Source organism: Bacillus methanolicus, assembly GCF_028888695.1.
In the GTDB taxonomy this organism is placed as follows: domain Bacteria; phylum Bacillota; class Bacilli; order Bacillales; family Cytobacillaceae; genus Bacillus_Z; species Bacillus_Z methanolicus_B.
In genome coordinates, this window is record NZ_PNFF01000001.1 from 1,883,848 (window position 1) to 1,905,540 (window position 21,693).

Consider the following 21,693-nt stretch of genomic DNA (forward strand, 5'->3'; position numbering starts at 1 on the left):
CAAAGATGTGCGTTCTCACGGGCTACAAAATAACATTGATAAAAAGCGAACATTACTGCGCAATTTAAAACGAAATGCCATGAAAGGAAATCCTGTATTCGGACAAATAACAAAGGAAGATATCGTATATAAATCATGGGTGGAAAATGTAAAAGAACTAGGAAACGCTGTAATTTTTGCGTTAATGGATATTCCTGGAAGTATGGGGGTTTTTGAAAAAAGCGTAGCTCGAAATTTCTATTTTTGGGTTAAACGTTTTTTAGAAACCAAATATAAACAGGTAGAAATCATCTACATTGGACATCACTCAGAAGCGAAAGTATTAACGGAAGAACAATTTTTTTCCAAAGGAGAATCAGGAGGAACCGTTTGTTCAAGCGCTTACCGATTAATGAATGAAATCATTCAAGAAAAGTACCCTCCTGAATCCTATAATATATTTGGATTTCATGTAAGCGATGGAGACAACTTATCCACCGATAATGCTGACTGTAAAAGACTGATTGAAAAACTTTGCAAAGACATCGTTATGTTTGGATATGTAGAAATAAACCCTAACCAACGACCCTCATCGCTTAACAATGTTTATAAAGAGCTGAAGTCGCTGGATAATTTACAACAAGTTCAAATCGTAGAAAAAAAACAAGATATATATCAAGTGTTGAAACAATTTTTTCCAAGAACAAACAAAGGGGAATCTAAAAATGAATTATTCATTGAGTGAATTGGAAACATCCAAATACGAAATTCATCAATTGGCAGATGATTTCGGTTTGGATTATTATGAGATGATTTACGAAATTGTACCAAGCGATATCATGTATGCGATTAGCTCCTACGGAATGCCTTATCGTTTTTCACATTGGAGTTTTGGAAAAAAATTTGACAGACAACAAAAAATGAGAAAGTTAGGTTTGATGAAAATTTACGAATTAGTCTTCAATACAAACCCATGTTATGCTTATTTGTTAGAAGACAATAGCTTATTAGAAAATAAATTAATTATCGCCCATGTCTTGGCACACTCCGATTTTTTTAAAAATAATTTTACATTCCAATCAACGGATAAACATATGATACACATCATGAAACGTCATGCAGAAATCATTCAAGAATATGAAAAAGAATATGGAGAAGAAATCGTAGAAAAAACATTAGATGCCGCTCTTTCCATCGAAGAACATATTCCTATATTAGAGACACTTATTAAAGATAGCCCCCATATGGATGATTGGCAACGGGATATTTTTAAAATTGTCAAATTGTAAATACAATACTTTTTTCCTCAAAAACGTACAAAAATTATCAACGAAGGGTGGGCAACCTATTGGCATACAAGAATCATGCGAGAACTAAATATTGATGCCAAGGAAATCTTAGATTACACCAAAATGCATGCAGGAGTAGTCAAAGCGAATCCAACATCATTAAATCCTTATCTTTTAGGCTACAAGATGTTCCAACGCATTGAAGAATTATATGGCATAGAAAAGTTATTTGAGGTGAGAAGCGAATGCCACGACGTATCCTTTATTCGTCAATATTTTGATGCAACAGTGGCAGAAAGATGTAATATGTATTTATATGATTCCGATTATCACGATGGAATCATTACAACTATGGATGCAGAGAAGATTAAAAATCAACTCCTAAGAGACCTTGTTAACGGCGGATTTCCTTATATCGAAGCATCATTTGAAGAAGATGGTTTTCATTTATACCATGCATACGAGGGACGACCAATAGATATTGGTAAATGCGAAAAAGTATTACATTTGTTAGATCCTTTTATTCAGCAACCTGTATTCCTTCATACGAAAAATGAAATTTTCCAAGATATCGTCTACACACGAGTAAAAGAATCCTTTGAATTTTCCTTTAATCAAAAATTTACTTCGCCAATCACAGACGATAATCAATTTAAACATACCTTCTTTTTTTAATAAAATCCTCACGCGTATCTAATCTAAAGATGCTTTTCTGATTTAACAGAGTTAAAAAAAGGAAGCAGGTCGTGTAGGCTGCTTCCTTTTTACCTTTTTCTGATTATTGACGCAAAGAGGTATGGCAAGATACCGAACCAGCGATATAAGAACGTTTCTTTCTTTTCTTTCTTTTCCGCACGAATTCGTTTCCGGTCTTCTTTTGGCTGGTCAATATATTTGACTACTGTTTGCGTAATGTATTTCACATAATCATTCGTTTTCATCGAACACACCTGCCTTCACTCTGTCGTTAACAAGTATGTCCAATCATTCTTATGTTAAACCTTTTTCTATATCTTTTATAATCTCGTTGATGTCCTTTCCGGTTGTATCAATTGTAAAATCGGCTGCTTCCATATAAAGCGGGAGGCGCGCTCGAAAAAGCTTTTCTATTGCAGCTTTTTTATTCGTCTTTAGCAATGGCCTGGAATCATCATTTTCGATCCGTTTAAAAATTTCCTCAGGTTCGGCGTACAAAAACACGACAGCCCCATTTTCCTTCATCCACCTGCGGTTTTCATCCTTTAGTACAATGCCTCCACCGGTTGTAATGATCGAACGATTTACTGGCAGCTGTTTCAATATCTCTGTCTCAAGAAGGCGGAAAAAATCCTCGCCATTTTCTTCGAAAATCTGATTAATGCTCTTTTTAACTTTTTTTACAATTTCCTCATCCGTATCAAAAACAGGCCAATTCCATTTAACACCAATCGATTTTCCAACCGTCGTTTTCCCTGAACCCATAAAACCGATTAAATAAATAGATTTCATTCTATAACCCCTGTCAGTTTTTTTCTACCCATTTTATCATTTTCATAAGGTCCTTGTCATAAAAACCAAATCCATGAAACTCTTCCCCTGAATCCAGTTTTAATTGGAAAGCCGCTTGAATGATACTGCTCGTTACATGGTTTACTTTATAATACACTTTTCCATGCGTATATTGAAAGACTCCCTCTGTATGAAGATCAGTATTTTCTTGCAGCATCGCTTCCATTTTTTTCACCGAACTCATCATGTAATATTCTTGCTTTAAAATGCTTTCTGTTTCTCGCAAAAGTTTTTTCTCAGAAAGATATTGTTCCGCATGAACGAGTAAAAAAACAGACAATACAAGAAATAAGCTATATGACAACGGAAATGTAAAACCATGCTCATTTTTGATCATTCTGCAACCTCCATTTCGATAAACGAGAGAATTGCCGTTGTTTTCTCTGTTCCTCCTTTATCCGTAACAGTAATTTGCACTCCATTTTGGAGCTTTTGAAAATGAATAGATTGAACCTGTTGAAGCAAAATTTCATGACCTAAAAAATCAACCCTTCTTCTCAAGTTCTCTCCATACATTTCATATAAAATGAGTTTTCCGTCCTTTTCCAAAAAAAGTTTGCTTCCGCTAATTTGAAGACGATCGCTCATTCTTATTTCTTTTTTTACTTGGCTGACAAAAACCTCCCATTCCATCATAGCCAAACGCCTATTCAAGCTTTCTTCATGAATGACAATCTTGAAAAAAATTGGTACGAACGAAACAATGAGGCAAAATATCGAAAAAGCGAACAGCATCTCTAGCATCGTATATCCTTTGTTATTCAATCGCCTCGCATTTTTCGACCGGATGCTGAAACCTTTCCTCAAAATTTATACACACCTCTCTATCATTCTTCCAAATAATTTCGTATTTATATCCATATCTGTTAACGGTTTTATTTCCCGGAACGGATCCATCTGCTATTTTAGCCTGAACTTCTTCATAAAGAAGATGGACAGCTCCCGTTTCCATCCTTACTTTCATAGATTGGTTCGTAAGCTTCATGATAAACGGGAGCAAAAAACCAATTGCAAGAAGCCATATCGATAAAGATAAAAAAAGCTCTCCAAGAAAAAAACCTTCACTCTTTCGTATCTTTCGCAACATAAAATCGCCCCTCGCCAAGCAAAAAAGTCATACGGTATATTTCTTTCCCGATTGTGATATAAATGGATCCAAAACGGTCAATTCTCCCGTCGTATGTGAATTTGAAAGACAGTTTTAACGACCCCTCCCGAACTTTAATTAGTTTTGAATAGGATCTATCAATGATGATCTTTCCATTTAAATAATCGTGAACAAAATAACGATGCTCATCAGCCAAAAAATGTACTTGAACTTGTCGCTGTTGGGAAATCGCATATTGCTGAGCATAATAAAGATCAGCTTTTAAGCGGGTGAAAAAAAGTGTTTTTTCGATAAAGTGATAATGGGGTTTTACCGAGAATACGGCGATGGACGAAACAATGAGAAAAATAGACAATACGAGCAATATTTCTGCCAAGGTAAAACCTTTTTCGTCTATTCTCATGAAGAGCCATCCTTCACAGCTACAACACCGTTCGTAATTGTAATATCTTTCCCGTTCGGACATTTATCTTCTTTTGGATTCAGATAACCTTTTGAAATTAGGTCATTTACAGTTTGCGGATAAGCTTTATGTTCAATTTCGTATGCCTGGACTTGGGACTGGACCATTTTTACAAATGCTTCACAGCCTTTATTGTTAATATTGTCATTGTGTTTTGTAATATTTGGGATCGTAATAAGCAGCAAAATCGAAATGACGAGCAAGACAATCAACATTTCTATTAGCGTAAAACCTTTTTCATTTTTCACTTTGTATTTCTCCTTTCTAAAATCCATCTAATAAATGAAACATTGGCAATAAGACAGCCAAATACATTGACACAATCATCAGTCCAATGAGGCTGTAAAGCAAAGGCTGAATAATTTTCATCCATCTTTCTGTTAATGACTCTAATTTTGTCAAGCAATATTGACTAAAAAAGTAAAGTTCCTGCCCGAGTTTGCCGTTATCCTGGCCGTGTTTCGCAATTCTCGATAGTTCATGCTCAAAAAACGGCAAAGAAGCCAAGATCGTTTCAAGCCTCTCTCCTGTTGTAAGCCTTTTTTTAATTTCAGTGCCGACTTCTTTATAGAACGGCTGTCTCATATTATTTTCAAATAGGTTTAATGCTTCAAAAACAGAAATGCCTCCGGTTAACAAATAACTGAATTGAACGGAAAAATAGTGAGTATAAAGAAGTCTAAATACGGGGCCGACAAGTGGAAGACGAACAATCGATCGTTTTTGTACAAGCTGATTTTTTTTGCGGAAATACGAATAATAGTAAAAAAAGGCTAGGAGAAGAAGACTGAAGAAAACGAGAAAAACAATCGGGCCGGCATCGCCTAAAAAGTATACAATTCTTGTAAAAAAATTCGTTTTCAGCTGCATTGTTTGAAAAAGAGAAGTAAACTTAGGGAGCAGTATTCGTTCGACAAAAATGAACAGAAACAGAGTAACTAGCATTAACAAAAGAGGATAATACAAGAGCCTAATAAGCCGTTTAAGATCTTTTTCTCTTTTTAAGACCATCTTACTTCCGTCAAGAAAAGCTTCCGACAACCCGCCATGCTGCTCGGCAAAATAAACATACCCTATTAAGTTTTTATTGAAATTCAGCTTTGAAAGAATTTCATATAGAGGATAGCCTTCCTTTAAATCCATAAGGCATTTCTCTATTTGTTCTTTTTTATTTCCTTGTAGATAAAAAGACATTGATTCTATTGCCTCTGATAACGGATAGCCTCTTGCGAGAAGTTCACCGATCCGTTTTAAGAACAAAGCTTGTTCTTCAACCTTCCATTTAGAGCGGTTCATCATCATACACCCATTTCTCATATTCTGATTCCTTAATATAGCCAAGAGCAATTCCTTTTCTGATAACCTCCTTTAACGTACGGTACGAAATTTCACATTCTTCTCCATTTGCTCTTCTCATAACAGAAGATAGAGCCCTGCCGTGCAAAATTTCGAAAACACTGGCTCTTTTCCACCTTCCGTATGAAAAGCAGTAAGGAGAACACTCTCCCTCGCAAAATGGACAGGTTAATTCGACAAGACGCTGGGCGGTAACCGCTACGAGCGTTTGTTCTACTTCTTGCCAATTTACACCAAATTCCATCAGCCTATATATCGCTCCCTTCGCATCCCTTGTGTGCATTGTGCTCAAGACAAGATGTCCCGTTAAGGAAGCCCGTACGGCAATTTTTGCTGTTTCCGCATCTCTTATTTCTCCTACCATGATAATGTCAGGGTCATGCCGCAATATCGCTTTTAACCCTGCAGCATAAGATACTCCCGCTTTTTCATTTACTTGCACTTGCAATACGGATTCAGCATCTTTTTCAATAGGATCCTCTAACGTAATTACATTTCGATTAAATAAATGGGAAGTTTCATTCAGGAGCGAATAAAGGGTGGTTGTCTTGCCGCTTCCGGTTGGTCCGGTGAAAATAATCAAGCCATGAGCATGTTTAAGAAGCGCCAATAGTTTTCGTGTAATACTCGGAAATAAGGATAATTGATAAAAAGGAATTTGCTTTTGCTGGGGAAGTATACGGATGACAAGACTTTCACTGCTGTTTGCAGGGAGGGTGGATAAACGAAGGCCGATTGTTTCATCATCAACTATGAAGGAAAAAGCTCCGCTCTGGGGACGCCTTCTTTCTCCGATATCCATTAAAGCCGTAAACTTAAAATGAGATATGAGTCTGTCACATTCTTCTTTCGGAAGGTAAAGTCTTGGAACTAGCCGGTTACCCATTCGCAGCTGAATGAGGGTATCTTTTTTTCTCGGGATGATGTGAATGTCTGTTGCTTGATTTCGGACAGCATCTCTTATGATTCTGTCAGCCAGACGTTTTATTGAACTCACAATGTAATGCACCACCTTTTTAATTAGTTGATTTGTACTTCGACAAGTTTCCCCGCAATTCCTTCTCAATCGGCAAATTTTTTTGAATAAATAATACCCTTTTTCAAATAATAATAACTGCACCTTGGGAAAAACGAAGAATAATAATATGATTGGGCTATAGCCAAGCGGTAAGGCAACGGACTTTGACTCCGTGATGCGCTGGTTCGAATCCAGCTAGCCCAGTACTTGTTCAATGTTTAGACATTAATTTGTGAACATTTTCTAAACTTATAGTGTTAACAGTGTTAACCTCATTCCAATGTTTTTATGGCTTTATTATAATGAAAGTAACAATATTGGTCCCGAGGTGAACAAACGTGGAACAAACATTGCGCATTACAAATGTTTTATCTGATCCAACACGATATTACATTTATCAATACATTACAAAACAGCATCAAGAAGTAACCGTTCAAGAAATTGCGGATGGCTTTAATATTCATCCAAACGTTGCAAGGCTTCACTTATCCAAGCTTGAAGATGTTAACATGCTTGTTTCCGAAACAAAAAAAACAGGTAAGGGAGGCAGGCCGAGCAGATATTACCGTATATCCGACAATGTTATTCAATTGCATTTCCCATATCGTGATTATCAGCTTTTAGCGAAAGTGGCAATACAAACAATGCTTTCTCTCGGCGAAGAAGGGAAGAAAGCACTTTATATGACCGGAAAAAAATTTGGAACAGAATTGATTGAACAGGAAATTGCAAAGGCTTCCCAAAGCGGAGCAAGCCTGGATTTTGAACAAAAGCTGAATATACTTAAAAATGCAGCAACAGTAGCTGGCTTTATTCCTGAGTTTGAAGTGAATGAAGAAAAAAAGAAAATTTATTTTCAAATTTTTAATTGTCCATTCAAAGAAATAGCGGTTAATAACACTGAGATCGTGTGCAGCATGCATTATGAATTTTTGAAGGGAATGTTTGAAACATTGTTTGATTCAGTTGAATTCGTTGAAAAAGAAAATATGTTCAACGGTTGCCAGTCATGCTCATATCAGGCACTTATCACAAACTAAATGGAAACGGTTATTTACTTTTCATTTACAGTTCATTTATAATATTGTATTGATGGACTTGTTTGGTTAAAGGAGGGATACATATGGACCGTATGTACAGAGTTCTGGGATTTTGGACTGGAATCTTCGCAGTTATGTTCTATTTAGGAGACATGTATACAACGTCTCTGATTTTCTTCGGTCAAACAGGATTTTTCTTATTGTTAAGCTACTTAAAACTGTCCGAGCGTACGTATATGTATATTTTTGGTGCATACCTGACTATTTTCTTTGCAGGGTTCACCTATTGGACAACTTTTATGATGGTGCCCGGCGCTGGCGGCCATTAATCAAGAGAAGCTGGACAGAAAAAAAGCAATGGAGGTTATCCATTGCTTTTTTTGTTGAATGGAAAAAGCTGTTCGGGTAATAAATGAAGATTCTTTTGTTGAATAATGATATGAAAGGACCCGCTCATCCCATCCGGTAAAATCAGACTTCGAATTGCTCGGTTTCGTTTGCTCGTTTCGGAGAAAGGGTTGGGATCATAACTTTCTTCAAGCTCCATTAATAATCCAATCGACAGAAGAAATTCATCCTGCCTTTGTTTTATAAGTAAATGTAAGCCTAATTCCTCTCCTTCTCTTATAAGAGCATCAAAGTGAACATGGCTGGTAATATCCATTTCTCCGGGATTCTCGAGCACATTGTAAAACATCTTATGATCGTAATATCCCCTTAAACTTCCATTCCTTCTGTATGGCTCCATCCATTCGTCGGTTGTATACCCATAATCTGCAGTTACGACTAATCCTAGTTCCATCATATTTGAAATACCGGCTAACATTCGTTCCATTTCAAGGGGGATTTCGATTCGTTGATTTTCGTTCAGAACAAGTTGATTTTTTTTGAGAAATCGATGGATTTGTTCATTTTCGAGCGGTACTTTTTTCTCTATCAATTCATTGTGTTCAGCTGCAACCATTATTTCATATAACTGTCCGTTATTTCTTTCGATCACATGCACAGGAAGAGCGTCAAATAACTCATTGGAAAATACCATGCCCTTAAAAGGTTTTATTTCCTCCAAGTTGGAAATTTGTTTTACATGTGGAAAATTTGTTAGCAAGTCTCTTTGTTTCTTTAAATGATACGGGCTTGCTTCTGCGATAAAATATTGAAGAGGCAACTGATGCTCCCGGTGCCATTCTTCCAAAAATGCCATAGCAAATCTGCCGTTTCCGGCACCAATCTCGCAGACAGAAGCTGGCAAATCATATTTTTGAACTAGTTTTTTATACCATTTAGCAATCGCTCTTCCATATATATCGGAAATATTGCTTGTTGTTATGTAATCTCCTTTTCGTCCGATTTTTTCGTCTTCTCTCATATAATAACCATGTTTATGATGATAAAGCGCCTCAGCAATATATTGTGCATAGGAAATCATTTTTTCAGGCTTGCTTTGAATCAGCTTCTTAAGATAATGAAACATACTGGCTCCTTTTTAATTTTCACTATTGACATAGTGTTTACTTTATCATATTGTTAGGATAGTAGCTTAACTATATCCCCTCCCATTATAAGAATAGAACATCCCCCAGAAAAACCCTTCTCCGGTGAGAAGGGTTTTTCTATTTTGATTGGCTTGATTAAAGAATCATATCGATTTTTCTTCCTTGAAAATACAGGCAAATGGAAAATACAGTTGATCAAAAGCCATGCAAATATGGATTCGAATCCATTTCACTTCCGATATCAGTATCAGGCCCATGCCCAGGCAATACAATGGTTTCTTCCGGCAGAGTTAACAATTTATCATGAATGCTTTTCAATAATTGTTCATAGTTTCCGCCAGGCAAATCCGTTCTTCCAATACTGCCATTAAATAGTGCATCGCCAGAAACGACAAAACCCGCATCTGCAAAATAAAAGGAAACACTACCAGGAGAATGCCCCGGAGTTTCATAAACATGAAAAGAAAAATCTCCTACACTCATCTTCCCTTCACTTGTCAGAACATGGTCTGCCGGTTTCATTCTGACCAACTTTCCTAACATAAAGATTTGTGAACCGTTGAGTGCCGGATCAATTAGCCACTTCGCCTCTTTTTCGTGAATATACGCTGGAACCTGAAATTCATCTCTTATGTCATCAAGAGCCCCGATATGGTCAAAATGAGCATGAGTAATCATAATCGCTTGCGGCTTAAGGCCTTTCTCTTTAATAAACTTTATTAGTTTTTCGGCTTCTTCTCCCGGATCAAAAATCAAACAATTTTTTTTCTCATTGTAAACAATATAGCAGTTTGTCTGCAAGGGTCCAAGAGAAAGTTGAAACCATTCCATTAGAGCACCTCCAATTGCTGGAATACAATCTCTATTTTACACTATTCATAAGATAATGAAAGAAAGGAACGCACTAAAATGAAATTTATGATCGGGATCGAAGCTAGTGCATTAATTGATGAAATACATGGTTTTCGAAGTCTGTTGATGTCAGAGACGAAAATCGTGGATGTTTATGAACTTATTTTTATTTTTGACAACCTTATCGAAGCTGAGTTAGCAAGAGAAATACTGAAAGAAGGGGAGATTTTTGAAGAATGGCACGATTTAATCGTTTTTTCCGAAGGACAGGAAGGAGAAAGCTTTTTTGATTATGGTTTTATCTCAGATAAAAACGAGAAATTCTTATTTAAGGATTTACTCTGTGCTTTTTCAATCTGTTCCAAGGATGAAAAGATGATTGAAATGGCAAACTATCAATTAGATGAGCATCTCGTTTTTAAAACGAAAACAAAAGAAGGGGAGATTTATTTTACCGACAGACAACACGATGAACTTGTTGAACGAATTTGTCAAGCATATGACATAGAAGCGTCATTTTTAGACCTCGACAAATTAGCAAAAAAAAGATAAAATATAATCGAATTGTACACTTGATGTATACATATAAGTTCCAAAAACGTTATAACAAAAATTTTATGGCATTTACCTGATGACAATACAGTAAAGGGGGCTTCTTATAATGGGACTTGTTATTATTTTTGGTTTAGTAACATTGCTTGCCGGTTATGCAACTTATAGCACACTACGAAACAAAAATTTCCTTGGATTCATTTTTGCAGGGGGTACTTTTGCTGTAATTGGCTGGTTTACAATCATGACTGCAATCCATCATGGTATTCCTGTTGCACACTAAGAATTAATTTTGAAAAAGACTGCCTTTGCCGGGCAGTCTTTTTTACTGTACGACATGTTAACCGCCGTTCTTTAAAAGCGAAAAAACAATTTTCTTTCTTACATCGATGATTTTTTCGAGATGATTGCCATACAAACACAATTTCCCATCAGCCGAACAGCTGACCGGTTCATTTTCCCCGTTTTCCAAGATGATTGTTTCTTTGCCTGTTTCGATGTCAATAGATACGAATTGAAATGTTCCTGAATACGTGTCTGCCTCACCGCCTGATAACGGACGGAAAGTATAGAAACGCTTAAGTTCAGGACTTAAATCGAAGTATGGAACAAGCCAATCGGAATATCTAGACAACAATGGAACAGTTGCACTCGATTTTAATTTCAAATTGTTAGAATAAAAAGCATAAACGCCTTTATCATCTGAATCTTGTGAGAGGCCAATTGTCATTATATATTCTTTAAAAGCTTTAGCCAAAAAGAGATCTGTTAAGATTGTATCGATTTCCCCTCTTTGATATCGAACCTTTTTTAGGGGAGCTAAAAGGGAAGGTTGATCTTCGTTCCAATCCAAATAGATTAATTCGTCTTCTGTCAGCCAGCTGGCAAATGGCTCTGCAAGCTGAATCTCGGATAACTCATTGTCTTTTATGTCTAAAATGTAAGTATGAAAATCCCACTCCTCCGTAAACGATGACACAAAAAGGATATTTTCATTATATGGGTTCCATTCAAAAGCGAGCTCATAAGATTCGATGTTTTCAGAGGCTAATTCCTCGCCTTTATCTGTCAGGATTGTAATCATTCCCTCGTATGAAGAACGGGAAGAATGGATTAATATTCGTTCACGTGAAGAACTGATATATACTGCCACAATCGGTGATTTGCTCTTATATAATAAAGTGCTGCGCCCGGTAGGGAGATGATATTTATAAACATTTGACCCTTGCTGTATATTTGAAATGTAGACAATTGTTTTATTGTCCAGCCAACCGATTGCTCTATCAAATTCACCTTCAGGAATTTCAAGAGGAATGATATCAAAGCCTCCTTCCCGTGTTTCTTTAGGCAAATTGTTGCTCGGTTTTACAGCGTTTTGCTTATTCTCTTTTTTTTCGGATGAGCATCCAAAAAGCGTTAATATGGAAATGAATACGATAAGCAATAAAACACTTCGATATCTTATTGTCTTCCTTTGCAAACTTTTCATTTCCACATCACCTTTATTAGAACTATTTATCTGTACGTAATCTTCTTTAAAATGTTTCAGTTACATTTGAATAAAAATAGGGTCAGACCCTCCCCAATACAAATATATAGACAAACTTTAATAAAACCATTCTATATATTGTCATATTGTCTTGCTTGAGGGAGTCAGACCCTTATTTGATGTTTTAAAACCGTCAGATGATTTTTGCAATGCTAATTCATTTTATTAAGTTATTTGAAGAAAAACAAGCCTACATGTATAAAGATGCAAGAAAAATTCCCAAAACATCCTCATAAATTTCATCGAATTGTGATAGAGGTAATGGGTTCACACCCTTTCCTAATTCAATCGTAAAACCGGGGCGGCGAAATTCCTGGATAAACCAATCTCTATAACCCGCATGGCTGTCAATGTAGCAAACCGCTTTATATCCACTGACCCTTTCGAATTCATCTGCCAATCTTTTCGATTCAGGAGGTTCAAAACCTTCATATCCCCAATAAAATTCTTTCCCTTGCGTATGGAAAGCAAGCATTCTGTCAAATGGAAGGCTTCGGGCCAGATTTTCCATTGCGATGGCCTCCGGTTCGGTAAGCGGGGCATCACCAGGATAATCTCTTGGTGAAGGAGCTTTTGGTTTCTTTCTCTCTTTTTCAATTTCCCATTTTGCCAAATATTGATTATTAAGGTCTATGCCGCGTATATTTGCCTTCCAATCGTTAAAATCAGTGCTGCCATTATTCATTTTGATGACACTCTCTCTGAATTCTCCCGGAGGACCGTTTAAAACTAAATTGACCCCATCCGGATTAACCATAGGAATCAGCGTTAATTCTACACTATTATAAAGAGGAAGGGTAGAAATCCCTCTAATCAAGGATGAATTTGTTAAAGAAAGGAGGTAAGTGTTTAAATAACTCATTAAAATCGAAGTCGTGATCCATTCATTCGCATGGAATGAAGCATTCATCTGAACCTTTTTCGGTCCATTCCCGAGCCTTATTTCTTGGATAGGCAATCCAAGCACGCTTTTTCCTACCGAATTTATATTAATAAATGGATATATTTTCTTTAATTGGTTTAAATCATCCTGTAAAACATGATAATCATATTCTCTCTTTCCGTTTACAATGGGAGAAGTGACCCTGACCGGCAAAAGAATGTTTTCTCCCGCCTTTAACTGATTAGGATTGACATTTTGATTTAAGAGCATCAAGGCATCAACGGACATGTTGCCGATTGCTGAAAGCTTCCAAAAAGTATCTCCTCGTTTGATTGAATAGAATTTATCAATATATCCCGGAATTTGTATTTCCTGCCCAACTTGCAAATTTGCAGGATTCAGATCAGGATTTGAATCTGTAATTAAATTTAGTGGAATTTGAAATAGCTGGCTATAATACCAGAAAGAATCACCGGAACGAACTCGAACTTTCATGTTCCCCCTCCTTCCATCATTAAGAAATTTATGATGATAAATGAAAAAAATTACCTTCTTTTCTTTTTTCGTTCAAATAATTAATTACTGCAAATAGTGCTTTGGAAATCAAAAAAAGGGGCTGACCCAAAAGTTATTTTACTTTTGGGTCAGCCCCTTCAACTTTAACTATTCGATATTTTTATTTTGTCGTTATCTTTATTTCGGTACTCTGTCTTTTCATAGAACCGCAATAAGTCTCCATAAATAATTTTATCAGAGTATTCGAGTTCATTTTTTGCTTTTTCCATATACGGTTCACATGCGTTTTGATTTGCTGCAGGTTCACCTGTTGCCTTATCATAGCATGTTTCACGCGTATACACATAGTCTTTCGTAATAAAGCTACCATCTCTTAAAACCGTAAAATCCATTTTGTTTTTAGAGAATAAATCTGAACCGAATTGAATGTCTTGTTTCGTATCAATTCCAAGCAAATGCAGAATTGTCGGCTTTAGGTCGATTTGCCCTGAAACAGTTGAAATCGTTTTGCCTTTATGTCCAGGAATATGAATAATGAGCGGAACCCTTTGCAGCTGTGTGCTGACAAATGGAGTTACCTCCTGTCCAAGGTATTCACTCATCGCCTTATTATGGTTTTCTGAAATGCCGTAATGATCTCCATAAAGAATAATAATCGAGTCTTCATAAAGCCCTTCATCTTTCAATTTTTGGATAAAGTGCTTCAATGCTTCATCTTGGTAACGTACCGTTGTAAAATAATTATTTACCGTCTTATCATTTGAAGTATACGGTTCAATTAACATATCTTCTTTTTCTAATTCAAAAGGGAAGTGATTCGTTAATGTAATCAATTTTGCATAAAAAGGCTTTGGCATTTCTTTTAGATGCTGTACGGACTGTTCGAAGAATTCCATGTCCTTTAAGCCCCAGCCAACTGTATTTTCCTCATTGATTTCATAGTCGTTCATATCATAGAAACGCTGATAGCCAAGTGATTTATACATAATATCTCTGTTCCAGAAACTTTTGTTGTTCGCATGCAATGATGCAGTAAAATAACCGTTCTTATTCAGTATTTCCGGAGTTGCTGTATATTCATTTCCCGAGTGGGTAAAGAATACAGCACCGCGGCTTAATGGATAAAGTGAGTTCTCCACAATAAACTCGGAATCCGATGTTTTCCCTTGGCCTGTTTGATGATAGAAATTTTCAAAGTAATAGCTTTCCTTAATAAAATCATTTAAAAACGGCGTAATTTCCTGGCCATTCACTGTTCGATTGATCACAAAGCTTTGGGTTGATTCCATCGATACTAAGATGACATTTTTTCCTTTCGCAATACCGAACATGTCATCGTTTGGCTGCTTATAATTAGCACGAACATAGTTGTCGATATCCGCTAATTCACTTCCGTCAGCAAATGCGCGCTGAGCAGACGATTTTGACTGAAGAAAAGCATCATAAATATGGTAATTGTAAGTTCCGATATTTTTTATAAGCATTTCACGGTCAAATGTCCGTGTCAAAAGCTGAGGGCGTTCAGTTTCTGCAAGGCCCAGATTAAAGAAAGCGATAGCAATTGAGATTAAAAAATATGCGCGTCTGTCCACCTTTGAATACTGGCGGCTTCCAACAAAATTTGGTTTGAATTTGACAATTAAAGCGAGAATAAAAAAGTCAGAGAAATACAATAAATCGCTTAAATTCAATAATTCATTTACACTGCTTCCAAGATCACTCATATTGCTTGTTTGAAACAAGACCGGAATGGTCAGAAAATCATTAAAAAACCGGTAAAACACAACGTTTGCAAACAAAACGGCAGAAACTAGAAAGCTAGTAATCAAGATATAGCGATTTTGGTTTTTTTCTTTTAAAAATAAACTTAGGCCAAAAATAAATAACAGGAAGCTTAATGGATTAATAAAGAGAATAAATTCCTGCTTCCAGTTTTCAATTTTTATTTCAAAGCTAGTTTTATAGACAATGTACGTTTTTAGCCAAAGGAGAACTGTTGCAATCGCAATCAACGATACCTTTGACCACTTTAGTTTACGCATTATTTTTACCCTCCCTGTTACATGGACAGATGTGGATCTCATTTTTTATATATTTTCAATTTCTTGGCAAACAATTATACAATATCTTAATACTTTTTTTACAAAAAATCAATTCATTCTTAAGACAATGATTATAGAATTATATATTAGCCGTATTCTCATACCCAAATAAATAGACGTTTGAAATCGAAAAAAGTTTCATGTTCGTCCATTTTTTGCATCCGTCAAAATCCTTTGAAGAATTTTGCAGTTAACAAATAAGGGCCAGATCCCTCCGATGCAACATATAGACAAACACAAAAACCATTCTATATATTGTCATTGTCGGAGGGAGTCAGACCCTTTATGAATCAGCACCATTTACATTTGGTCAATTTTATTTTTAACGAGCCAGGCTGCTCCAATAACACCTGCATCATTACCAAGTGTTGCAAGCAAAATTTCGGTGGATACAGCCACTCTTGGAAAAGCAAACTTCTTAAAATATTCTTTGACCGGTTTTAATAGGACTTCACCGGCTTTCGAAACACCGCCGCCTAAAACGATCTTTTCAGGATTAAGGGTATTTGCTGCACTGGCAAGCGCTAAACCGAGGTGATAAGCTACCTCATCGATGATTTCATTGGCAAGCGGATCGTGATTGCGCGCACAATCAAAAACATCCTTTGCAGTAATCGTACCATTTTGCGCTCTTCTTTCTGCCAATTTCCCTATATTTTCTTTCTCGGCAAGCTTTTCATTTGCAATACGGACAATGCCAGTTGCCGAAGCAATTGTTTCAAGACAACCCGTTTTTCCGCAATTACACGGAACTCCGCCTACTGGTTTTGAAGTAATATGTCCTATTTCACCGGCAGCGCCGCTGATACCGTGAACGATGTCTCCGTTGGCGATAACGCCTCCTCCAACACCGGTTCCAAGTGTTACGCAAACTAAGTCTTTTGCTCCGTTACCGGCCCCTTTCCACATTTCTCCTAGCGCAGCGCAATTAGCATCATTATCAATCACCGCCGGCAGGAATGTTTCCGTTTCCAATAAATCTTTTAAAGGATAATCATTTTCCCAGCCAAGATTTATAGCTTCGTATACGATTCCTGTTGTTAAATTAACAGGCCCTGGTGCTCCCATTCCGATTCCAATCAGCTTGCTTTTTGGGTGACCGAGTTCTTCCAGCTTTTGATCAATCGCTTTTGCAATATTCGTAGTAATTTTTTTTCCGCTGTCAGATTTGTCAGTCGGGATTTCCCATTTGTAAAGAATTTCACCATTCATTGAAATAAATGCAATTTTTGTCGTCGTTCCACCAAGATCCACCCCGACAATCCACTTTTCAGCCATGTTCCTCACCCTTTTTTCTTTTCAGCTTTTTGTCTTTTTCTCTTTCGATTTCATTTCTTAATAGCAAAAGTGCTGATTGGAACTCTTTTGTCTCAATAAGCTGCGACTGGTAAAGTTCTTTTAATTCGGTTTCCATTAATTCCAAATCAGCCAGCCTATCCCCAATATAAATCAGCGAGCCGTATTTCATTAACAACTGTTGGATATCGTAGATTGATTTCATTCTGAATACCTCTAAATCTCAAATTAAAACAATTTCTTCACGAATAAAGTATAATCCAAACAAAAAGATGGCTCAAGTAAACATATTGCGGCAGGCCTGTCACATATATTCATTATCAGGGACAAACCTTGCTTCAATTCTGTTTTTAAAGAGGGTTTTATCATGAGGAAACATCTATTTCTTTTCATTACGATATTTGTTATCGCTACATCAACTTTTCTCCTAAATCGCGGACAGCCGGTAAAAGAGAGCATTACCTTTTTTCCGATTGATCCAAATGTCGTCTTTTTGAACGCTTTTACAAAATTGAATTTATTGGATGAAAAAAAACCGGATCAGTATTCTGTCGATTGGAAGATTGGGTCAACACTTGAACGGGAAGCTTATTTACGGCAGGATATTGGCTTCTTATATGCTAACGGTCGATTAAAGGGGAAAATGGGAAAGTGGAAACAAAATACAGCACATCTTTCTCAACAACAAACGATTTATGATAAAGATAGCAGCCATTTAGAAGCAGTTTCATTTCATCATGCCGAAATCCATTATGATAACAAACAAATTTTTAGCGCCCAAACGATGTCTGCGGACCATTTGTATGTCATTCATTCATCATTCAGTCCATTGCAGTCTTTTCGTACTCCGGAAACAAAAGAAGAAACGGAATGGAAAACCACGATTGACAAAATGACAAATCAAGGGCTGGATTCAAGCTGGACAAATGCAATCGAAAATTTTTCGATAAGGCGTGATCAATATATTATGATTCCGTTGACAAATTTAATCGATTACAATAACCGTCCCTTGCCGGGATTTACGAAACATGAGTCAGAGCGAATCCTTGGCAACCTGTGGGAAGGATTGTATAAAAATTATTTCCTAGGAATTAAAAAAAGAGACGGCACAGTCGTTGAACCGGAAGACAGCATCGTCCCTCTTATTTTGCTGGCAAAGAATAAATCCCATTTACTCACCGTAACGGAAACTCGTGACGGGGAACCGATTATGCTTCGCCAGCAGATTCCCCGGAGCCGTTGATTTTTCTCAATAAGTCTTTATACTCTTTTTGATCAGGTTTTATCCTTGCGGCATTTTCGGCATGATTACGTGCAGCTTCGATATTATTTTCATCATAATAAATTAACGCAAGATTGAAATGCGCTTCATGAAAATCCGGTTTCATTTTAATGGCCTTTTGCAAATGTTCCTTGGCATCATTGAAATTTCCTAACTTTATCTCCGTATATGACAAAAGAAAATAAAGATTTTCCGTCGGTCTGTTTTCATTTGCATAATTATTTAACAGCTCAAAAGCTTTATTATAGTTTTCTGATAGGATGTACTCTTGGGCAAGGACGAGAACAGACTGCTCATCAATGTTTTGGGTCGCATCTTCATATCCATACTTTAATAAACCGGTTGCAGCAAAAAAAGCAAGTACAAGAAATAATCCTTGAAAAAGTATTTTCTTTTTTCCAGGAAAATGAACAATTCCGGCAGCCAAAAAACCGCCAATCAGACCCCCGATGTGGCCGGCATTATCAATCCCTGGAAGCGTAAACCCTAATGCCAAGTTAATCCCAAGTACAACGAGAATATTCATGCCCATTGTCCGGAAAAATAGACCGGGATGAATAACTCCAAAATAAAGCAAAGCTCCAAAACAGCCAAAAATGGCCCCGCTGGCGCCTGCTGATAAGCTTGGACTGAATACAAAGCTGGCAAGCGAACCAGCAAACCCGGCAAACAAATAAATAAGCAAAAACCGGACACTTCCATATATTCTCTCGACAACTGTTCCCAGGTAGTATAAAGAGAGCGTATTCATCACTAAATGTAGAATTCCAATATGAAGAAAAATAGGAGTAAAAAAGCGCCACCATTCTCCTTCAATGATCAACGGATTAAATTTTGCCCCAAATCGAATGAGCGTTGATGTATTTGTACTTCCTCCGTTTAGCGTCAATAACAAAAATACAGCAATTTGCAAAAGCATAAAAATATATGTAAAGAATGGCTTCCCGATATTGAAAACATCTTTTTCAGCTTTCGCATTTGCTTTTGCTGCCTCTAATGCAGATGCTTTCACTGCTTCAATTTCGCTTTCCGTATAGTCATCCTTTAAATCAAAAATTAATGAATCGTGAAAATAATGCTCAAGATTTTGTAAAGAACTTTCGGTATTATTTTTTTCAATTAAGAATGTCGTAACATTTGTTCGATCACTATGCGGACTTGTAAAAGGTTTTTCGATCCGGAACAGGTAATCGTCTACAGGCGGATAAGGGGTTACATACACATTGACAACAGAAAGATGTCTCATACCGAGCTGTTTTCTCATTCTCTCACCGTTCATTGCAGTTAATTCGATATCTCTCTGGATCCAATTGCTCCAATCAATATCATATCTTAACAATCTTATGATTTGAGCTTGTTTATTCTCCAGTTTTTCAAGCCAAAGCTCATTTTGGTCAGCGGATAATTGAATGATCCTATACTGTTTTTTCGAAATGAGGAAGTGTGCCAACCTCCAAAAAAGATAATCCTCTCTAAGACTCAACTTTCCCCCTACTTTCTGCATTTCATCTCTTATGCCTAAGAATTATGTTTTGCAAATGCGATCGTGAAAATTTGCTTTCATGCATTTTTTCCTTATTAAAATTATTATAAACGAAAAAATGCAATAACTTTAATTAGACTTTTCTAAAAAATAAAAAGACCTGTTCGGCCTTTTTAATTCTTTCCATGACTTGGAAAAACTGATTGAATGATTTTATTTCGTACGCCTGGAACATTCATAAATATCCTTAATAAGAGACGGCGAATAAAAGAGTTTCCAAAAAGCAGATTAATCAACCGATATCGGTTTTGGTAAACAAAATACACCGCAGTTCCTATCATTAATATAGATGTAAGCATTCGTATCACTTTTCATCCCTCCGTTCTTATTTTAAGAAAGAAGGGAGGTTTTTATCCTGTATACTGATTAGCACCTTTTTCCTCCATTAATCTCAATAACCTTTTTATCCGTAATTAGCTTCATGACAGGAATATCATGTTCTTCAACTTGAAAGTGATCAATCAACTGCTCTTCAAATGCGAGAGAAACCGTTTTTCCGTTGAAATTTGTTAAATAACGGTCATAATACCCCCCTCCGTGTCCAATCCTATAACAATCGTACGTAAATGCGACACCAGGAACAATCATAAGGTCAATTTCATTGGCGTTGACAGCTTCTGTTTGGTCTGCTATCGGCTCATATAAATTGAAAAAACTTGATTCAAGTTCGGAAAAACGTGTTAAAGTACGAAAAACCATCTGCTTGCTTTCGGAAATGCATTTTGGAACAGCGATCTTTTTTCCGAGTTCCCATCCTTTTCTGATAATTTGCAGTGTATCTGCTTCGGGCGGATTTGACACAGTAATGGCAATTGTTTTTGCATCTTTCCAATACGGATCGGAAAATAACCTTTGTGCAATTTGGTAAGACTTATCTTCGTATTCAGGTTTTTGCATATTTGCGAGCTTCTCTTTTACTGCTTTTCGGATCATTTGCTTCGTTTCCATTATCATCTCTCCCGAGTTAGCAACAAAAAAGCAGCAGGTATCCCCGCTGCTTATTTTGTTTCACGATGTAATGTAGAGCGTTTTTCTCTTGGGCAATATTTTTTTAGCTCAAGACGATCAGGATTATTGCGTTTATTTTTTGTAGAAATATAGTTGCGATCTCCACATTCAGTGCAAGCTAACGTAATGTTCACACGCATGTTTTACTCCCTCCAACCTGTGAAAACTAGTTCGTTCATACGACTTTTCTATAATACCACTTTTTAAAAGGAATTGCTAGTGTGTTTTTAAAAGTGCATTGTTCAAGTTAATAAGCTTTTTCCTTTCCTTGCCGCAAATAACCCATGAACTCCCATATTGTGTTTCATGTCCTTGCAAAATCAAGTTGAGAGAAAATATGCTTGCGACCGATCCTTTCGCTAAAGGCATATAGCGAAGAATGCCTTTTTTCTCACAGCTCCATATGTTTTCAGCTGGAACAGTCCTAATTGGATGAACGGTAGTTGATTCGGTTCCATTTCCGTTTGTTTTGCCGTTAATTAAATACATTCTTTTATCGACATGATGAAAGATGACTTTTTCTGACGGAGAAACAAATGCAAGTTGATCATCCGATATACTTTCATTGCTATACACCATTAGCAGCTTTACTTCCTTTACATCTAAAGAATGATTCGTGATCATGATATCATATAAACAAATTTCTGATTGAAGGTCTGTTCTCTTTATTTCAAACGATACATCTTTTTCTTGGATAAATATTCCAAAATCATGCTGCGCCCAATATGTTCTTCCTTCTATCCATAAACCTGGAATCATTCTAAGTTTTAATCTCTCTCCTTTATCCCCTGATATGATTAACCCTTTCATCCT

Annotated in this window: 28 protein-coding genes and 1 tRNA gene; 9 read left to right on the top strand and 20 right to left on the bottom strand. The window is 36.6% G+C overall.

The window, feature by feature from the left end; all coding sequences use genetic code 11:
- The first annotated feature begins 79 nt into the window (after positions 1-79).
- From C0966_RS09465 to C0966_RS09475, 3 genes are read left to right on the top strand one after another with little or no spacing between them, the layout of a single operon-like run.
- Entirely contained in the window at positions 80-724 is a 645-nt protein-coding gene (locus tag C0966_RS09465; RefSeq protein ID WP_274855756.1) for a DUF444 family protein, read from the top strand.
- The gene (locus C0966_RS09470; RefSeq protein ID WP_274855162.1) at positions 705-1,268 is read left to right on the top strand and encodes a SpoVR family protein; all 564 of its coding nucleotides are present in this window, start codon (positions 705-707) and stop codon (positions 1,266-1,268) included. The genes C0966_RS09465 and C0966_RS09470 overlap by 20 nt, the downstream gene beginning before the upstream one ends.
- Entirely contained in the window at positions 1,269-1,943 is a 675-nt protein-coding gene (locus tag C0966_RS09475; RefSeq protein ID WP_274855757.1) for a SpoVR family protein, read from the top strand.
- Between the two features lie 89 nt (positions 1,944-2,032).
- On the opposite strand, the gene C0966_RS09480 is transcribed toward C0966_RS09475, so the two are convergent.
- The 9 genes from C0966_RS09480 to comGA are packed head-to-tail and all read right to left on the bottom strand — an operon-like array spanning position 2,033 to position 6,740.
- The gene (locus tag C0966_RS09480; protein ID WP_274855164.1) at positions 2,033-2,209 is read right to left on the bottom strand and encodes a YqzE family protein; all 177 of its coding nucleotides are present in this window, start codon (positions 2,207-2,209) and stop codon (positions 2,033-2,035) included.
- A 49-nt stretch (positions 2,210-2,258) separates the two neighbouring features.
- Positions 2,259-2,756 (bottom strand): shikimate kinase, encoded by a 498-nt coding sequence (locus C0966_RS09485; protein WP_274855165.1) that lies wholly within the window; start codon positions 2,754-2,756, stop codon positions 2,259-2,261.
- Between the two features lie 13 nt (positions 2,757-2,769).
- Positions 2,770-3,153, bottom strand: coding sequence for a competence type IV pilus minor pilin ComGG (comGG, locus tag C0966_RS09490; RefSeq protein WP_274855168.1), 384 nt, complete (start codon positions 3,151-3,153; stop codon positions 2,770-2,772).
- On the bottom strand, positions 3,150-3,623 hold the full coding sequence (gene comGF / locus C0966_RS09495; protein WP_342456728.1) for a competence type IV pilus minor pilin ComGF: 474 nt from the start codon (positions 3,621-3,623) through the stop codon (positions 3,150-3,152). The genes comGG and comGF overlap by 4 nt, the downstream gene beginning before the upstream one ends.
- Positions 3,574-3,903 (bottom strand): hypothetical protein, encoded by a 330-nt coding sequence (locus C0966_RS09500; RefSeq protein WP_274855169.1) that lies wholly within the window; start codon positions 3,901-3,903, stop codon positions 3,574-3,576. Before C0966_RS09500 ends, comGF begins: the two co-directional genes overlap by 50 nt.
- Complete coding sequence (gene comGD, locus C0966_RS09505; RefSeq protein ID WP_274855170.1) at positions 3,878-4,327, bottom strand: competence type IV pilus minor pilin ComGD; 450 nt, start codon at positions 4,325-4,327, stop codon at positions 3,878-3,880. Before comGD ends, C0966_RS09500 begins: the two co-directional genes overlap by 26 nt.
- Positions 4,324-4,635: a competence type IV pilus major pilin ComGC gene (gene comGC, locus C0966_RS09510; RefSeq protein ID WP_274855171.1), complete on the bottom strand. Its 312-nt coding sequence runs from the start codon at positions 4,633-4,635 to the stop codon at positions 4,324-4,326. The genes comGD and comGC overlap by 4 nt, the downstream gene beginning before the upstream one ends.
- 16 nt (positions 4,636-4,651) lie before the next feature.
- Entirely contained in the window at positions 4,652-5,683 is a 1,032-nt protein-coding gene (gene comGB / locus C0966_RS09515) for a competence type IV pilus assembly protein ComGB (protein ID WP_274855173.1), read from the bottom strand.
- Positions 5,670-6,740, bottom strand: coding sequence for a competence type IV pilus ATPase ComGA (gene comGA / locus C0966_RS09520; protein ID WP_274855175.1), 1,071 nt, complete (start codon positions 6,738-6,740; stop codon positions 5,670-5,672). Before comGA ends, comGB begins: the two co-directional genes overlap by 14 nt.
- A 153-nt stretch (positions 6,741-6,893) precedes the next feature.
- On the opposite strand from comGA, the gene C0966_RS09525 reads away from it, so the two are divergent.
- From C0966_RS09525 to C0966_RS09535, 3 genes are all read left to right on the top strand, one after another.
- Positions 6,894-6,965, top strand: a tRNA-Gln gene (locus C0966_RS09525).
- 134 nt (positions 6,966-7,099) lie between these two features.
- Entirely contained in the window at positions 7,100-7,801 is a 702-nt protein-coding gene (locus tag C0966_RS09530; protein WP_274855177.1) for a helix-turn-helix transcriptional regulator, read from the top strand.
- A gap of 83 nt (positions 7,802-7,884) precedes the next feature.
- Positions 7,885-8,130 (top strand): DUF2626 domain-containing protein, encoded by a 246-nt coding sequence (locus C0966_RS09535; protein ID WP_274855178.1) that lies wholly within the window; start codon positions 7,885-7,887, stop codon positions 8,128-8,130.
- Positions 8,131-8,165: 35 nt separating this feature from the next.
- Here C0966_RS09535 and C0966_RS09540 read toward each other — a convergent pair whose 3' ends face one another.
- Together C0966_RS09540 and C0966_RS09545 are read right to left on the bottom strand one after the other, a co-directional pair.
- Entirely contained in the window at positions 8,166-9,275 is a 1,110-nt protein-coding gene (locus tag C0966_RS09540) for a class I SAM-dependent methyltransferase (protein ID WP_274855179.1), read from the bottom strand.
- A gap of 217 nt (positions 9,276-9,492) precedes the next feature.
- Positions 9,493-10,128, bottom strand: a complete 636-nt coding sequence (locus C0966_RS09545; protein WP_274855181.1) for an MBL fold metallo-hydrolase — start codon at positions 10,126-10,128, stop codon at positions 9,493-9,495.
- Positions 10,129-10,206: 78 nt separating this feature from the next.
- Between C0966_RS09545 and C0966_RS09550 the strand changes: the two genes are divergently transcribed.
- On the top strand, positions 10,207-10,701 hold the full coding sequence (locus C0966_RS09550) for a hypothetical protein (protein WP_274855182.1): 495 nt from the start codon (positions 10,207-10,209) through the stop codon (positions 10,699-10,701).
- A gap of 109 nt (positions 10,702-10,810) precedes the next feature.
- Positions 10,811-10,984: a DUF2759 domain-containing protein gene (locus tag C0966_RS09555; RefSeq protein WP_004437837.1), complete on the top strand. Its 174-nt coding sequence runs from the start codon at positions 10,811-10,813 to the stop codon at positions 10,982-10,984.
- A gap of 57 nt (positions 10,985-11,041) precedes the next feature.
- On the opposite strand, the gene C0966_RS09560 is transcribed toward C0966_RS09555, so the two are convergent.
- The 5 genes from C0966_RS09560 to C0966_RS09580 all read right to left on the bottom strand — a co-directional run bounded on the left by C0966_RS09560 (position 11,042) and on the right by C0966_RS09580 (position 17,252).
- On the bottom strand, positions 11,042-12,190 hold the full coding sequence (locus C0966_RS09560; RefSeq protein ID WP_274855185.1) for a hypothetical protein: 1,149 nt from the start codon (positions 12,188-12,190) through the stop codon (positions 11,042-11,044).
- Positions 12,191-12,440: 250 nt separating this feature from the next.
- Positions 12,441-13,628, bottom strand: a complete 1,188-nt coding sequence (locus C0966_RS09565; protein WP_274855186.1) for a M14 family metallopeptidase — start codon at positions 13,626-13,628, stop codon at positions 12,441-12,443.
- 164 nt (positions 13,629-13,792) lie between these two features.
- Positions 13,793-15,691: an LTA synthase family protein gene (locus tag C0966_RS09570; protein ID WP_274855187.1), complete on the bottom strand. Its 1,899-nt coding sequence runs from the start codon at positions 15,689-15,691 to the stop codon at positions 13,793-13,795.
- A 360-nt stretch (positions 15,692-16,051) separates the two neighbouring features.
- Positions 16,052-17,029, bottom strand: coding sequence for an ROK family glucokinase (locus C0966_RS09575; protein WP_274855188.1), 978 nt, complete (start codon positions 17,027-17,029; stop codon positions 16,052-16,054).
- Positions 17,022-17,252: a YqgQ family protein gene (locus C0966_RS09580; RefSeq protein WP_004437851.1), complete on the bottom strand. Its 231-nt coding sequence runs from the start codon at positions 17,250-17,252 to the stop codon at positions 17,022-17,024. Before C0966_RS09580 ends, C0966_RS09575 begins: the two co-directional genes overlap by 8 nt.
- Before the next feature lie 162 nt (positions 17,253-17,414).
- Here C0966_RS09580 and C0966_RS09585 point away from each other — a divergent pair, with 162 nt between their 5' ends.
- Complete coding sequence (locus tag C0966_RS09585; RefSeq protein WP_274855190.1) at positions 17,415-18,290, top strand: hypothetical protein; 876 nt, start codon at positions 17,415-17,417, stop codon at positions 18,288-18,290.
- On the opposite strand, the gene C0966_RS09590 is transcribed toward C0966_RS09585, so the two are convergent.
- From C0966_RS09590 to C0966_RS09605, 4 genes are all read right to left on the bottom strand, one after another.
- Positions 18,256-19,812 carry a rhomboid family intramembrane serine protease gene (locus C0966_RS09590; protein WP_274855191.1) on the bottom strand — a complete coding sequence of 519 codons (1,557 nt, stop codon included), beginning with the start codon at positions 19,810-19,812 and terminating at the stop codon, positions 18,256-18,258. The genes C0966_RS09585 and C0966_RS09590 overlap by 35 nt on opposite strands.
- A 426-nt stretch (positions 19,813-20,238) precedes the next feature.
- Positions 20,239-20,820 carry a 5-formyltetrahydrofolate cyclo-ligase gene (locus C0966_RS09595; RefSeq protein WP_274855192.1) on the bottom strand — a complete coding sequence of 194 codons (582 nt, stop codon included), beginning with the start codon at positions 20,818-20,820 and terminating at the stop codon, positions 20,239-20,241.
- 50 nt (positions 20,821-20,870) lie between these two features.
- Positions 20,871-21,020 carry a 50S ribosomal protein L33 gene (rpmG, locus tag C0966_RS09600; RefSeq protein WP_274855193.1) on the bottom strand — a complete coding sequence of 50 codons (150 nt, stop codon included), beginning with the start codon at positions 21,018-21,020 and terminating at the stop codon, positions 20,871-20,873.
- 76 nt (positions 21,021-21,096) lie between these two features.
- Positions 21,097-21,690: a hypothetical protein gene (locus tag C0966_RS09605; RefSeq protein WP_274855194.1), complete on the bottom strand. Its 594-nt coding sequence runs from the start codon at positions 21,688-21,690 to the stop codon at positions 21,097-21,099.
- Between the last annotated feature and the right edge of the window lie 3 nt (positions 21,691-21,693).

Excerpts from the sequence above, each read along its gene's own strand:
- C0966_RS09465 (WP_274855756.1), top strand. The coding sequence starts at position 80 with ATGAAAGGAAATCCTGTATTCGGACAAATAACAAAGGAAGATATCGTA.
- C0966_RS09470 (WP_274855162.1), top strand. The coding sequence starts at position 705 with ATGAATTATTCATTGAGTGAATTGGAAACATCCAAATACGAAATTCAT.
- C0966_RS09480 (WP_274855164.1), bottom strand. The coding sequence starts at position 2,209 with ATGAAAACGAATGATTATGTGAAATACATTACGCAAACAGTAGTCAAA.
- C0966_RS09485 (WP_274855165.1), bottom strand. The coding sequence starts at position 2,756 with ATGAAATCTATTTATTTAATCGGTTTTATGGGTTCAGGGAAAACGACG.
- comGG (WP_274855168.1), bottom strand. The coding sequence starts at position 3,153 with ATGATCAAAAATGAGCATGGTTTTACATTTCCGTTGTCATATAGCTTA.
- C0966_RS09500 (WP_274855169.1), bottom strand. The coding sequence starts at position 3,903 with ATGTTGCGAAAGATACGAAAGAGTGAAGGTTTTTTTCTTGGAGAGCTT.
- comGD (WP_274855170.1), bottom strand. The coding sequence starts at position 4,327 with ATGAGAATAGACGAAAAAGGTTTTACCTTGGCAGAAATATTGCTCGTA.
- comGB (WP_274855173.1), bottom strand. The coding sequence starts at position 5,683 with ATGAACCGCTCTAAATGGAAGGTTGAAGAACAAGCTTTGTTCTTAAAA.
- C0966_RS09535 (WP_274855178.1), top strand. The coding sequence starts at position 7,885 with ATGGACCGTATGTACAGAGTTCTGGGATTTTGGACTGGAATCTTCGCA.
- C0966_RS09540 (WP_274855179.1), bottom strand. The coding sequence starts at position 9,275 with ATGTTTCATTATCTTAAGAAGCTGATTCAAAGCAAGCCTGAAAAAATG.
- C0966_RS09545 (WP_274855181.1), bottom strand. The coding sequence starts at position 10,128 with ATGGAATGGTTTCAACTTTCTCTTGGACCCTTGCAGACAAACTGCTAT.
- C0966_RS09550 (WP_274855182.1), top strand. The coding sequence starts at position 10,207 with ATGAAATTTATGATCGGGATCGAAGCTAGTGCATTAATTGATGAAATA.
- C0966_RS09555 (WP_004437837.1), top strand. The coding sequence starts at position 10,811 with ATGGGACTTGTTATTATTTTTGGTTTAGTAACATTGCTTGCCGGTTAT.
- C0966_RS09560 (WP_274855185.1), bottom strand. The coding sequence starts at position 12,190 with ATGAAAAGTTTGCAAAGGAAGACAATAAGATATCGAAGTGTTTTATTG.
- C0966_RS09565 (WP_274855186.1), bottom strand. The coding sequence starts at position 13,628 with ATGAAAGTTCGAGTTCGTTCCGGTGATTCTTTCTGGTATTATAGCCAG.
- C0966_RS09570 (WP_274855187.1), bottom strand. The coding sequence starts at position 15,691 with ATGCGTAAACTAAAGTGGTCAAAGGTATCGTTGATTGCGATTGCAACA.
- C0966_RS09575 (WP_274855188.1), bottom strand. The coding sequence starts at position 17,029 with ATGGCTGAAAAGTGGATTGTCGGGGTGGATCTTGGTGGAACGACGACA.
- C0966_RS09580 (WP_004437851.1), bottom strand. The coding sequence starts at position 17,252 with ATGAAATCAATCTACGATATCCAACAGTTGTTAATGAAATACGGCTCG.
- C0966_RS09585 (WP_274855190.1), top strand. The coding sequence starts at position 17,415 with ATGAGGAAACATCTATTTCTTTTCATTACGATATTTGTTATCGCTACA.
- C0966_RS09595 (WP_274855192.1), bottom strand. The coding sequence starts at position 20,820 with ATGGAAACGAAGCAAATGATCCGAAAAGCAGTAAAAGAGAAGCTCGCA.
- rpmG (WP_274855193.1), bottom strand. The coding sequence starts at position 21,020 with ATGCGTGTGAACATTACGTTAGCTTGCACTGAATGTGGAGATCGCAAC.
- C0966_RS09605 (WP_274855194.1), bottom strand. The coding sequence starts at position 21,690 with ATGAAAGGGTTAATCATATCAGGGGATAAAGGAGAGAGATTAAAACTT.